Annotated in this window: 10 protein-coding genes; 8 read left to right on the top strand and 2 right to left on the bottom strand. The window is 70.7% G+C overall.

What is annotated here, in order from left to right:
* Positions 1-23 precede the first annotated feature (23 nt).
* Positions 24-413 (bottom strand): MerR family transcriptional regulator, encoded by a 390-nt coding sequence (locus tag JAO84_RS15180; protein ID WP_370416769.1) that lies wholly within the window; start codon positions 411-413, stop codon positions 24-26.
* A gap of 114 nt (positions 414-527) precedes the next feature.
* Here JAO84_RS15180 and JAO84_RS15175 point away from each other — a divergent pair, with 114 nt between their 5' ends.
* The 3 genes from JAO84_RS15175 to JAO84_RS15165 all read left to right on the top strand — a co-directional run bounded on the left by JAO84_RS15175 (position 528) and on the right by JAO84_RS15165 (position 6,409).
* Positions 528-2,498, top strand: coding sequence for an APC family permease (locus tag JAO84_RS15175; RefSeq protein WP_370413368.1), 1,971 nt, complete (start codon positions 528-530; stop codon positions 2,496-2,498).
* Between the two features lie 32 nt (positions 2,499-2,530).
* Positions 2,531-3,292: a hypothetical protein gene (locus tag JAO84_RS15170; protein ID WP_370413367.1), complete on the top strand. Its 762-nt coding sequence runs from the start codon at positions 2,531-2,533 to the stop codon at positions 3,290-3,292.
* Between the two features lie 162 nt (positions 3,293-3,454).
* Positions 3,455-6,409: a hypothetical protein gene (locus JAO84_RS15165; RefSeq protein ID WP_370413366.1), complete on the top strand. Its 2,955-nt coding sequence runs from the start codon at positions 3,455-3,457 to the stop codon at positions 6,407-6,409.
* A 33-nt stretch (positions 6,410-6,442) separates the two neighbouring features.
* On the opposite strand, the gene JAO84_RS15160 is transcribed toward JAO84_RS15165, so the two are convergent.
* The gene (locus JAO84_RS15160; RefSeq protein ID WP_265866499.1) at positions 6,443-6,940 is read right to left on the bottom strand and encodes a hypothetical protein; all 498 of its coding nucleotides are present in this window, start codon (positions 6,938-6,940) and stop codon (positions 6,443-6,445) included.
* Between the two features lie 637 nt (positions 6,941-7,577).
* Between JAO84_RS15160 and hemL the strand changes: the two genes are divergently transcribed.
* From hemL to JAO84_RS15135, 5 genes are all read left to right on the top strand, one after another.
* A complete protein-coding gene (gene hemL / locus JAO84_RS15155; protein WP_265866426.1) occupies positions 7,578-8,885 on the top strand; it encodes a glutamate-1-semialdehyde 2,1-aminomutase in 1,308 nt (435 codons plus the stop codon).
* Entirely contained in the window at positions 8,882-9,586 is a 705-nt protein-coding gene (locus tag JAO84_RS15150; RefSeq protein ID WP_370413365.1) for a histidine phosphatase family protein, read from the top strand. The genes hemL and JAO84_RS15150 overlap by 4 nt, the downstream gene beginning before the upstream one ends.
* A gap of 212 nt (positions 9,587-9,798) precedes the next feature.
* A complete protein-coding gene (locus JAO84_RS15145; protein ID WP_370413364.1) occupies positions 9,799-11,052 on the top strand; it encodes a hypothetical protein in 1,254 nt (417 codons plus the stop codon).
* 78 nt (positions 11,053-11,130) lie between these two features.
* Positions 11,131-11,736, top strand: coding sequence for a TlpA family protein disulfide reductase (locus JAO84_RS15140; protein ID WP_370413363.1), 606 nt, complete (start codon positions 11,131-11,133; stop codon positions 11,734-11,736).
* Between the two features lies 1 nt (position 11,737).
* Positions 11,738-12,475: a cytochrome c biogenesis CcdA family protein gene (locus JAO84_RS15135; protein WP_370413362.1), complete on the top strand. Its 738-nt coding sequence runs from the start codon at positions 11,738-11,740 to the stop codon at positions 12,473-12,475.
* Position 12,476: the final 1 nt, after the last annotated feature.

Below are 12,476 nucleotides of genomic sequence, written 5' to 3'. Positions count from 1 at the left end.
CCCGCCCCCCGCGCCGAGCCTCCCTACGGCACCCGCGCCCGCAGCGACCCCGCGAATTCCTCAGCCCTCGCCAGCTGGGCGCGGAGTTCGGCGACGCGTTCCGTCGCCGCGTGTTCGTAGCCGCGGACGCGGGCGACGAGGATGGCGCGGGTGGTGGGGTCGAGTTCGTGGGGGGTGTCGGGGGTGTCGGCCGTGAGGCGGTCGACGGCGTCGAGGAGCTCGCGGGTCTCGTCGAGGGTGAAGCCGAGGGGCTTCATGCGGCGGATCACCATCAGGCGGGCGACGTCGGCGTCGGTGTAGAGCGGGAAGCCGCCCTCGGAGGACGCGGACGGGACGACCAGGCCGCTGTCCTCGTACTGGCGGATGGTGCGCAGGGACAGTTCCGTCCGGGCCGCGACCTCGCCGATCTTCATGGGGCGCACGGGGCTGCTGAGCACATCGGGTCCTTCCTCGGTGGCCCCTCGTCGGGGGCGCAGGCGGGCGCGGCTTCCGCGCATTACATCCGATTCGTCCTAACTTCAGCACTTATGAGAGCTGGAAGCGTGGCGAAACGCCTGCTGGTAGGACGTCCGTTGGACAGCGCACGGCTCGGCGAGACCCTTCTGCCGAAACGGATCGCCCTGCCGATCTTCTGCAGCGACCCGCTCTCGTCCGTCGCGTACGCCACCGAGGAGATCCTGCTGATCCTCGCGCTCGGCGGCCTCGCCGTACTCCATCTGGCCTGGTACGCGGCGGTCGGCATCGTCATCCTGCTGCTCGTGGTCGTTGCCTCCTACCGGCAGACCTGCCACGCCTACCCGGGCGGCGGCGGGGCCTATGTGGTCTCCGCCGAGAACCTGGGGACCACGCCCGCCCTGATCGCGGCGAGCGCGCTGCTCATCGACTACGTGATGACGGTCGCCGTGTCCGTGGTCTCCGGGGTCGCCGCGATCACCTCGGCGGTGCCGGCGCTCGACGGGCACGCCACCCTGCTGTCCGTGGCCTTCGTCGCGCTGCTCGCCTGGCTCAACCTGCGCGGGGTGCGCGAGTCCGGGCGCTGGTTCGCCCTGCCCACGTACGCCTTCGTCGCCGTGATCTATCTGATGTTCGCGGTCGCGGCGATCCGCATGGCGACGGGCACGCCCATCCGAGCCGAGTCCGCCGACCTGCCGGTGCACCCGGTGCCCGCGTACTCCGGCCTCGCGCTCGTGCTGCTCGGCCTGCGCGCCTTCGCCTCCGGCTGCACGGCGCTCACCGGCGTCGAGGCGATCAGCAACGGCGTGCCCGCCTTCGAGAAACCCAAGAGCCGCAACGCCGCCACCACCCTCGCGGTCATGGGCGGCCTGTCCGTGACCATGTTCTTCGGCATCACCACCCTCGCGATGGTCTACGACGTGCACGTCGCCGAGGACCCGACCGAACTCGGGCTCGCGCCGGGCACCCCGACCTCCACCGCGCTCGCCCAGATCGGCCGCGCCACCTTCGGCGACTGGCACGTCCTCTTCTACGCCCTCCAGGCCGTCACCGCGGGCGTCCTCGTCCTCGCGGCCAACACCGCGTTCAACGGCTTCCCGATGCTCGCCTCCGTCCTGGGCCGCGACCGCTTCGCGCCCCGTCAGCTCGTCCACCGCGGCGACCGGCTCGTCTACTCCAACGGAGTCGTGCTCCTCGCCCTCACCGCGATCGCCCTGATCGTCGCCTTCGACGCCAACCTCACCCGGCTCATCCAGCTCTACATCCTGGGCGTCTTCGTCTCCTTCACCCTGTCCCAGTCGGGCATGGTCAAGCACTGGCGGCGAGAACTCGCCACGCCCGCCGGCCGCCCCGGGCACCCCGACCGGTCCGAGCGGCGCCGGATCCGGCGCCGCCAGGCGATCAACGCGTTCGGCGCCTGCCTCACCGCCGTCGTCCTGGTCATCGTGCTCGTCACCAAGTTCACCCACGGCGCCTGGATCGTCGTCCTCGCGATGCCGCTGCTGTTCGCCACGCTGAAGGGCGTGCGCCGGCATTACGACACGGTCGCCGCCGAAGTCGCCGTGGCGCCCGGCATCCGCCCCCGTCCGCTCGCCGAGAACCACGTCCTCGTCCTCGTCGGCTCTGTCAACGCCCCCAGCCTGCGCGCCGTCTCCTACGCCAAGACCCTCAAGCCCGCCACCCTCACCGCCGTCACCGTCGCCGAGGACCCGGCCGAGGCGGAGGAGCTGGGCGCCCAGTGGGAGGCCCACGGCATCGACGTACCGCTGCGCGTCCTGAACTCCCCCTACCGATCCGTCGTCCAGCCCGTCCTGCGCCACATCCGCGACGCCCCGCAGCGCACGGCCGACTCGGTCGTCTCCGTCGTCATCCCCGAGTACGTCGTCGGCCACTGGTGGGAGCAGCCGCTGCACAACCAGATCGCGCTGCGCCTGAAGGCCCGGCTGCTCTTCATGAAGAACGTGGTCGTGATCGACGTCCCCTACCTGCTGGCATCGGCACGCCAAGTCGGCGCCGACACGCGTACATTGGTGGACCCGGATTGAGGCGTGTCGTGGTGTGACGGAGGGGGCGCCCCGTGGTCGAGAAGATCGTTGGCGGCATCGTCGTGGCCCTGCTGACGGGCGTGGGGCGCCTGTTGTGGGCGAACAGGAAGCATCTCTCGCTGCTGTGGGTGCTGTTCACGCCGTTCGGGCGGGCGCGAGTCTCGGTGGCGGTGCTGCTGCGCGTGTACGACGAGGACCACTTCGTGCTCTTCGCCTCCGCCAACCGGCCCGGCGCGTTCGGCCCGCCCGGCGGCGTCGTGAAGTACCAGGAGTCGGCCAAGCGGACCCTGGAGCGGCTCGGCTTCGAGCCCGAGGGCCGCAACCGCGAGGTGATGAAGCACGACCTGCGCGGCTTCCTCGGCGCGCTGCGCGTCCTGGGCTTCGCCCGCTGGCTGTCCAAGGAGACCGACCGGGAGACCGCGACCGACTGCCTGCGGCGCGAACTCGTCGAGGAACTCGGCGAAGTGGGCCATGAAGAACTCATTCCGCTCGCCCGCGAGGTCGGTTTCCGGTCAGCCCGCCGCGTCATCGACGGGCCGCTGAAGGTGCCGGGGGAGAACTACCGGCAGATCCGTTTCTTCGACGTCTACGACCTGGTTCCGGACAAGCCGGAGGCGGTCCGGCTGCGGGACGCGCTGCTCGAACTGGCGGCCGACGCCGACGAGCAGCTGGTGATCGGCGTGAACCGCGTCGAGATCGCCCGAGGCCGGGCGCAGACCCATGTCGTCCTGCCGCAGTCGGCCTTCCTGGCAGGTGACAAGCGGTTCCGCGAGGACCTCACCCCGGCGTCCTGACCCGTCCCGGGCCCCGTCGAGCCGCGCCCGAGCCCCGCCACGTCCGCTCACGCGCGCGTGGCGCAATGGCACCTCCCGTACCACCGACGATCTGCGATAGATCCATGCCGAACGACCCTATGCGCGCAAGCAGTACGAGCGGCACGAGCGGCACGAAAGGGCATGGCAATGGCGCCATACATCTCGCGGGACGAATTCGAGCACTGTTTAACGACCGTCGACGAGGCCATGGGCGATGCCCTGGCCGCCGAACCGTGGCTCGAATCACGGTTCGCCAGGTCGCGCGAAGTCATGACGGAGGCGGAGCAGGAGCTCGCCGGCGGCAACATGGTCGGACCGGCTTTCAAGATCGCCAATACGGCGCGCACCGTGGCCGTGGACCACTACATGAGGGTGGACCCGGAGCGGGCGCGAGGACTCCTCGACATAGCGATCAAGCTGTACGGCTTCCGCGACCAGCCGCAGTTCGCCGGGTCGATCGCGAAGTGCAAGGAGCACCTGGCCCAGCTCGACCTCCCGGAGCCGCAGCCGCCGGAGCAGACCCCGCCGACGCCCTCCTCGGACGGGGCCCAGGCCCCGGCCGCCGAGCCCTCCTCGGACGAGGGCGCCGCCCAGGCCTCCGCGCAGACCACCACCCAGACCTCCGCACCCACCCAGACCTCCGCGCCCGTGCCTCGCCAGGCCGGCTCGGCGTCCGCCTGGCGGCGCACCGCCGCCGACGACGACTCCGACGACGGCGAGACCGAGGGATCGGCGCTCCGGGAGCACCACCGGAACGTCAGCTGGGATCAGCTCCTCGCCGAGTGGCGGGACGGCGGGGCCGACGAGACGCCCGCCGAGGACCTGATCGACGCCTTCGGCGAGCACGTGGTGGAGATGCTCCGCCGGAACGCGCCGACGGCGGCCGAGCGGTTCGGGGCGCTGCTCAAAGACGATCTGCAGCGGCTCAGGGAACATCTCGCCGGGACCTCCGTTCCCAGTGACGTCTACGGGCCGCTGCACGAGCGGGCGAAGGAGGCCCGCCATGTCACGGCCCGCGACCTGCGCACGTACGGCCGTGGAGGGACGGCGGCGGACGGCCGGCGGATCCGGCTGCAATGGCTGTCGTCCGCGCTCCTGAACGTCTCCCTGCGGCGGCACATGCCGGAGAACGACTACCAGATCGTGGCCGACGTCCTGGGCTACCTGCAGACCCTGCAGATCGAGTACCGGGTCGACAACGCCCGCCGGGAGGATCTCCTCGCCGTCTCCGAGGCGACCTCGCTCGTCGCCGTCGGCGAACTCCAGGAGTACCACCTGGACAGCGTCAACCAGGTCTGTCAGTGGGTACGGCTCGCCGTCGGGTTCCAGCTGCTCGTCCGCGGGCCCGAACCGGTGCTGCCGGGGGAGGCCAGGCGGCACGCGCGGGTTCAGCGTCCCGACGACTCGGGCCGCTACTTCCTTCCCGAGCAGTGGGCGCAGCATCTGCTGAGGCAGTGGGCGGGCGAACCGGAGCACTGGGACAGCATCGCCTTCATCCTGCTGATCCTCTCCAACTGGAAGGCCGAGGGCCTGGAGCGCCTGCTCGCCGCCCTGTACCGGCCCCACTACACCGCCCTGGGCGGACCGGTGGCGAAGGACGAGATCCGCGAGTTCTGGCGGGAGCGCGCCCTCGCCATGCTCACCGCCGCCCGCGCGGTCCGGGTGGTCCGCAACGCCTGGGAGCCGGGCGCGGCCGGTGCCGCCGCCTCCACCTCGATGTCGCTGACCGAACGGGACTCCGTGGTCCAGCTGCCCAACCGGCTGCTGCAGGGCGTGGCCGTGGAGCTGGCGCCGAAGACGAACGGCGCCGTGATGCAGGGCGCGCTCTTCGCCGACCGGCCCGTACCGACCTTCCTCGCCTCCAACGTCTTCGGCCCGATCGGCGTCCTCAAGATCGACGAGGCCACCAAGGTCCAGCGCGAGAAGCGGAACTTCGACGCGTTCGGCGAGCTGCTGCACCCGGTCTACCGGTCGAGCAAGTGCACGGTGTCCACCGCGACCGTCATCAACAGCAGCAACGGGCAGCGCTACCAGGGCATCCTCACCTCGTACGTGTTCCGCAACCGCGACGAGCCGACCACCCTGCGGGCGTGGCTGGTGCGGTCCGACGACGTCAAGGAGGAGACCCTCGGGGGCGTGGTCGACGATCTGCTGCTCGAAGCCCTCGGGCCCTGGCTGAGCAACGCCAGCCGCGCCATGGGCGACCTGCGTGGCGAGTACCCGGCGCTGCGGCCCGACGACCACGAGCGGACCGAATACGTCCCGGGCAAGGACGCCCGGACCGAGCTGGAGCACTTCGTGACCCCGGAGGTCGCGGAGATCTTCGGCGTCGACGGCGGGCTCACCTGGCGGCCCCGCACCCTGGGGGCGCTGTTCGAGGGCTCCACGTCCCGGGCCGGCCTGCTGGCCGACGACCGCGACGCCGGGCTGACCAACCCGCTGTGGCTGGTGGCGCACATCGCGGAGGTCTTCCCGGAGGGGCCCGAGAACCCCGCACAGCAGGACCAGGAGGCCCAGGAGGACCCGGCCGAGCTGCTCGAATGGCTGCTGTACGACCGCCAGGCGGGCCTGACCACCCGCTCGTACCTCACCTGTGTCGCCCACGGCGATCTGCACTGCGAGAACGTCCTGGTGGGCGGCACGGAGCGGGCCGAACCCGACCTGTACATCATCGACTTCGAGACCACCCACCGCGGGCACATCTGCAAGGACTTCGCCCGTCTCGAATCCGCCCTGTGGTCACGGACGTTCGCCTGGACGCCGGAGCAGCTGGCCGAGATCCGGCCCTGGTTCGCGCAGGCGCTGAGCGGGGAGGCGCTGTGGGAGCCGGCGATCCAGGAGACGGCGGATCCCGAGGTACGGCGGGTGCTGACCTGTGTGACGCGGCTGCGGGCCATCCTCAAGGGCTGTGAGCAGCCGAACTGGGCGTTCACGGACCTGGAGTACCGGTGGGCGCTGTTCGCCTCGCTCCTGCCGTTCGCCCGCTACCGGGACCACGAGACGCCGAGCAACCGCTTCCTGCCGTTCCTGCTCGCCGCCGAGGTGGCCGAGGGGCTGATCGAGGACGCGCGGAAGGCCACCGGCCGGCGCCCCTAGCCCGGCGTCGACAGCGCTATGCGGGCACCGGTCCTACGGCCACACCAGGCAGTAGGGCTGGTGCCCCGCCTCGTGGAGGCGGTGGCTGAAGTCCTGCCACTCGTGGAGCAGCTGGTAGACGTTGAACGCGTCCTGGGGGCCGCCGCGGTCGGGGACGGTGGACCAGATGAAGGCGGCGGCGCCGACGGATTCCTCGCCGATGCCGCGGAGGGGGTCGACGACGGTCATCGGGAGCTTGACGACCGCGTAGTCGGGGTGGAGGACGACCAGTTCCAGCGGTGGGACCTTGTGCAGGGGCATGCCCTGGATGCCGGTGAGGACCATCGCGGCTATGGTCTCCGGCTTGATCTTGGTGAACATGCCGCCCATGCCGAGCTCGTCGCCGCCCAGCTCCTCGGGGCGCATCGAGATCGGGACCCGGGCCGCCGTCGCGCCGTCGGGAGCGCCGAAGTACTTGTACGTGACGCCCAAGCGCCCGCCCCCGTTCCCGTGACCGTTTCCGCCCGTGTCTCCGCCGCCCACCGGGGTCACCGAACCCTCGACGGGGCCGGCCTCGCGGGCGCGGGCGGCGCGGCGGGCCCGGGCCCGGCCGAGGCGGGACTCGTCGACGGCAGGCTGGCTCCGCTCGGGGGCGGGAGCGGGGGCAGGGCTAGGGGCCGGGGCAGGGCTCGGGGGCGTGGGGTCGACCGGCTCCGCCGGCCGTACGGGCTCGGCACCCATCCGCGGGTCCGCACCCATCCGCGGCTCGGCGCCCGGCCTTGGCTCGGCACCCATCCGCGGCTCATTGGCCCGCGGCTCGTTGGCCCGCGGCTCTTCCGTCCGCCGGCGCCGGTGCCTCCCCCTCCGGACAGGGTCGGGACCCAGGTCGTCCGTCCCCTCGCCCGGTCCGCCACCGCGATGCATATCTCCACCCGACTGCTGTTCCGGTCCGCGGTCTGCGCGCGCGGCCCGATCATCGTGACAGTGACCTCCCCCACGGTCGTACGGTGAAACACCTGTCCGCAAGATCGCCGTGGCCTCTGACACCATGGATTCCGTGAGCCATCCTTATGACGCCCCAGTTTCGCAGACGCGACGGAGACACGCCCCGGCGTAATTCACAGGGTGCCCACACCGTCCCCACGTACTCGACGTCGTCCTCGCAGGTCAGGATCAGGTCAGGATCACAGTGCCGTACTCATACGAAGCCCCAGTCTCACAGACGCTTTTCGACCGCGCCTCCCTTGTGACGCCCGGCGGCGTGAATTCGCCGGTGCGGGCCTTCCGGGCCGTGGGGGGAACGCCCCGGTTCATGGTGTCCGGTACCGGTCCGTACCTCACTGACGCGGACGGTCGCGAGTACGTCGACCTCGTCTGCTCGTGGGGACCGATGATCCTCGGCCACGCGCACCCCGAGGTGACGGCGGCGGTGCAGGCGGCGGTGGCGCGCGGCACCTCGTTCGGCACGCCGGGCGAGGGCGAGGTCGCGCTCGCCGAGGAGATCGTGGCGCGGATCGAGCCGGTCGAGCAGGTACGTCTGGTGTCCTCCGGCACCGAGGCGACGATGTCGGCGATCCGGCTGGCCCGCGGTTTCACCGGGCGCGCGAAGGTCGTCAAGTTCGCCGGCTGCTACCACGGGCACGTGGACGCGCTGCTCGCCGCGGCCGGCTCCGGCGTCGCCACCTTCGGCCTGCCCGACACGCCCGGTGTGACCGGCGCGCAGGCCGGCGACACCATCGTCCTGCCGTACAACGACATCGAGGCCGTGCACGAGGCCTTCCACCGCCACCCCGGCGAGATCGCCTGTGTGATCACCGAGGCCTCCCCGGGCAACATGGGCGTCGTCCCGCCGCTGCCCGGCTTCAACCAGGGTCTGAAGGACGCCTGCGCGAAGAACGGCGCGCTGTACATCTCCGACGAGGTCATGACCGGCTTCCGCACCTCGCGGGCCGGCTGGTACGGCGTGGACGGCGTCAAGCCCGACCTGATGACCTTCGGCAAGGTCATGGGCGGCGGCTTCCCGGCGGCGGCCTTCGGCGGCCGCGCCGACGTCATGGGCCACCTGGCCCCGGCCGGCCCGGTCTACCAGGCGGGCACCCTGTCCGGTAACCCGGTCGCCACCGCCGCCGGACTCGCGCAGCTGAAGCTGCTCGACCCCGCCGCGTACGAGAAGGTCGACGCGGTCTCGAAGGAGATCCAGGGCCTGGTCACCGGCGCGCTCGCCAAGGAGGGCGTGGCGCACCGGCTGCAGACCGCCTCCAACATGTTCTCCGTGTTCTTCACCGACGGTGAGGTGCGGAACTACGACGACGCGAAGAAGCAGGAGGCCTTCCGCTTCAACGCCTTCTTCCACTCGATGCTCGCGGACGGCGTCTACCTGCCGCCGTCGGCCTTCGAGTCCTGGTTCGTGTCCACCGCCCACGACGAGCGCGCGGTCGAGCGGATCGCCGCCGCGCTGCCGGCCGCCGCCCGCGCCGCCGCGGAGGCCACCGCATGAGCGACCTGACGAGCCTGCCGAAGAGCGACGAGGACATCACCGTCGTCCACCTGATGCGGCACGGCGAGGTGCACAACCCGGACGGCGTGCTGTACGGGCGCCGGGCCGGCTACCACCTGTCCGAGCTGGGCCGGCAGATGGCCGACCGGGTCGCCGAGCACCTGGCCGACCGCGACATCACCCATGTCGTGGCCTCCCCGCTGGAGCGGGCGCAGGAGACGGCGGCGCCGATCGCCACGACGCACGGTCTGGGCCTCGCCACGGACGCCCGGCTCATCGAGGCGGAGAACGTCTTCGAGGGCAAGACCTTCGGCGTCGGCGACGGCGCGCTGAAGAAGCCGGCGAACTGGAAGCACCTCACCAACCCCTTCAAGCCGTCCTGGGGCGAGCCGTACGTCGAGCAGGTCGTCCGGATGATGGGCGCCCTGGACGCGGCGAAGGACGCGGCGCGCGGCCACGAGGCGGTGTGCGTGAGCCACCAGCTGCCGATCTGGATCGTGCGCAGCTTCGTGGAGAAGCGGCGGCTGTGGCACGACCCGCGGCGCCGGCAGTGCACGCTGGCCTCGCTGACCTCGTTCACGTACCGCGGCGACAAGATCGTCTCCGTCGGGTACAGCGAGCCGGCCCTCGACCTGGTCCCCGTCCACCTGCGCGCGGGCGCGAAGCCGGTGCCGGGCAAGGCGAAGGCCTTCGGTGCGTAAGGCGTAAGGCGTAAGGCTTAAGGCGAAGGCTTCGGGGCGTAGACACCGAGGCTCCCGCCGCAGTACACCCTCAGGGCGGTCGGACGACAGCACGTCGTTCGACCGCCCTGAAATTTGTGCTATTTCCCGGAACCTCCGTGTTCCTCCCGTCATCTCACTCATTGTCGGTTTGGATGACGTTCAGGTCTTACGTCAGCGCGAATGGGGAAGTCATGCGCGGGATCAATCGGAGGAGTCTGCTCGGGGCGGGAGTCGGTGCCGCCGCCGCGATGGGGCTGGCCGCCTGCAGCACCAACAACAAGGACAACACGGGACGTTCCGGACCCGGCAAGGGGGGAGACGCCACCGGCGCCCCGGACCCCTCCGCCAAGCCCACCCAGGACGACGGCCGACCGATCGGTGACGGTTCCACCTCCGACACCGGAAAGCAGCCGAACCAGCCCGACGCCCCCGTCCCGCTCGAACCCGGTCAGACCCCGCCGCAGTTCGTCATCTTCTCCTGGGACGGTGCCGGCGAGGTCGGCAACGGCCTCTTCCCGCGCTTCCTCGAGCTCGCCAAGAACCACGACGCGGCGATGACCTTCTTCCTCTCCGGCCTCTATCTGCTGCCCGAGTCCAAGAAGGACCTCTACCGCCCGCCGAACAACCGCGTCGGCGCCTCCGACATCGGCTACCTCACCGACGACCACATCAAGGAGACGCTGAAGAACGTCCGGCAGGCCTGGCTCGACGGCCACGAGATCGGCACGCACTTCAACGGGCACTTCTGCGGCGGCTCCGGCTCCGTCGCCCACTGGACCCCCGCGCAGTGGCAGAACGAGATCGACCAGGCCGTGGGCTTCGTCACCCAGTGGCGGACCAACACCGGCTGGACCGACCTGCCGTCGCTGCCCTTCGACTACTCCAAGGAGCTCGTCGGCGGCCGCACCCCCTGCCTCCTCGGCCAGGACAACCTGCTGCCCACCGCCAAGCGCCTCGGCTGGCGCTACGACGCGAGCTCGCCCGGCGGCCGCCAGATGTGGCCGGTCAAGCGCGGCGGCGTCTGGGACCTGCCGCTGCAGGCCGTGCCCTTCCCCGGGCACTCCTTCGAGGTCCTGTCCATGGACTACAACATGCTCGCCAACCAGTCGAAGAACACGACCAAGGGCATGCCCTCGCGCTATCCCGGCTGGCGCAAGCAGGCCGCCGAGGCGTACCTCAACGGCTTCAACCGCGCCTACGAGTCCAACCGCGCCCCCTTCTTCGTCGGCAACCACTTCGAGCAGTGGAACGGCGGCATCTACATGGACGCCGTCGAGGAGGCCCTGAAGGGCATGGCCGGCAAGAAGGACGTGCGGCTCGTCTCGTTCCGCCAGTTCACCGACTGGCTGGACGTCCAGGACCCCAAGATCCTCGCCAAGCTGCGTACCCTGGAGGTCGGCCAGTCCCCGGCCGGCGGCTGGAACACGTTCCTCCGCCCGGCTTAGACGATCTTGACAAGGGGCGTTACGGGCACGTAGTGGGGGTGCCCAAGATCGGCGAAACGCCCATGCGAAACTTTTCACATGTGCCTCAGCCATGCCCCTCGTCGCGCCCTGCCGGCGGTCGCCCTCGTGGCCGCCGCGCTCGTGCTGACCGCATGCAGCTCCGACTCCAAGGGCAAGTCGGGCGGCGGCGGCGACACCAACTTCGTGACCAACACGGGGGGTATCGCCACCGTCGCCAAGGGCGAGCGCAAGGCGGTGAACGAGCTCGCCGGCGAGACCCTCGAAGGCAAGCAGCTCGACGTCGCCGGCTTCAAGGGCAAGGTCGTCGTCCTCAACGTCTGGGGCTCCTGGTGCGCGCCGTGCCGTGCCGAGGCGCCGCACTTCGCCAAGGTCTCCAAGGAGTACCAGGCCAAGGGCGTGGAGTTCGTCGGGATCAACACCCGCGACTTCCAGAAGTCGAACGCCGTCAACTTCGAGGCGGACTACGACATCACGTACCCGAGTCTGTACGACCCGGCCGGGAAGATCATCCTCGGCGCCTTCCCCAAGGGCTCGCTGCCGCCCCAGGCCATCCCCTCCACCATCGTCCTCGACAAGCAGGGCAAGATCGCCGCGCGCTCCCTCATGGCGCTCGACGAGGACAAGCTGAAGTCCGTGATCGACCCGCTGGTCGCGGAGAAGTGACGTGAACGAGACGGTCTTCAGCGGAGCGCTCCTCCTGGCGGTCCCCATCGCCGTGCTCGGAGGACTCGTCTCCTTCTTCTCGCCCTGCGTGCTGCCCCTCGTCCCCGGCTACCTCAGTTACGTGACCGGGGTCACCGGCACCGACCTCGCCGAGGCCCGGCGGGGCCGCATGGCGGGCGGGGCCGCGCTCTTCGTCCTCGGCTTCACCGTCGTGTTCGTCTCCGGCGGCGCCCTGTTCGGCGGCTTCGGCAGCGCCCTGCAGATGCACCGCGAGATCATCTCCAAGGTGCTCGGCGTCCTCACCATCGTCCTCGGCGCCTTCTTCATGGGCGCCATGCCCTGGCTGACCCGCCGCGAGTTCCGCTTCCACAAGCGCCCGGTGGCCGGCCTCCTCGGCGCCCCCATGCTCGGCGTGCTGTTCGGCCTCGGCTGGGTCCCCTGCATCGGACCCACCCTCGCCGCCGTCCTGGCCCTCGCCTCCAACGAGGCCAGCGCGGGCCGCGGCGCACTGCTCACCGTCGCCTACTGCGTGGGCCTCGGGCTGCCGTTCATCCTCACCGCGATCGCCTTCCGGCGGGCGCTCGGTGCCTTCGGCTGGGTGAAGCGGCACTATGTGTGGGTCATGCGCACCGGCGGCATCATGCTGATCGTCACCGGACTCCTGCTCGTCACCGGGGCCTGGGACGGAATCGTCTCCGCGATGCAGTCCTGGGCGGCCGACTTCACTCCGGGAATCTGAT

This window comes from Streptomyces fradiae (assembly GCF_041270065.1).
In the GTDB taxonomy this organism is placed as follows: Bacteria; Actinomycetota; Actinomycetes; order Streptomycetales; family Streptomycetaceae; genus Streptomyces.
The sequence above is the reverse complement of the archived record's forward strand: the minus strand, read 5'-3'. Positions and strand labels throughout refer to the sequence as shown.

What these genes read in the sequence shown, in the direction of transcription:
- JAO84_RS15165 (WP_370413366.1), top strand. Translation starts at nt 3,455, where the DNA reads ATGGCAATGGCGCCATACATCTCGCGGGACGAATTCGAGCACTGTTTA.
- JAO84_RS15180 (WP_370416769.1), bottom strand. Translation starts at nt 413, where the DNA reads ATGAAGATCGGCGAGGTCGCGGCCCGGACGGAACTGTCCCTGCGCACC.
- JAO84_RS15175 (WP_370413368.1), top strand. Translation starts at nt 528, where the DNA reads ATGAGAGCTGGAAGCGTGGCGAAACGCCTGCTGGTAGGACGTCCGTTG.
- JAO84_RS15145 (WP_370413364.1), top strand. Translation starts at nt 9,799, where the DNA reads ATGCGCGGGATCAATCGGAGGAGTCTGCTCGGGGCGGGAGTCGGTGCC.
- JAO84_RS15140 (WP_370413363.1), top strand. Translation starts at nt 11,131, where the DNA reads ATGTGCCTCAGCCATGCCCCTCGTCGCGCCCTGCCGGCGGTCGCCCTC.
- JAO84_RS15150 (WP_370413365.1), top strand. Translation starts at nt 8,882, where the DNA reads ATGAGCGACCTGACGAGCCTGCCGAAGAGCGACGAGGACATCACCGTC.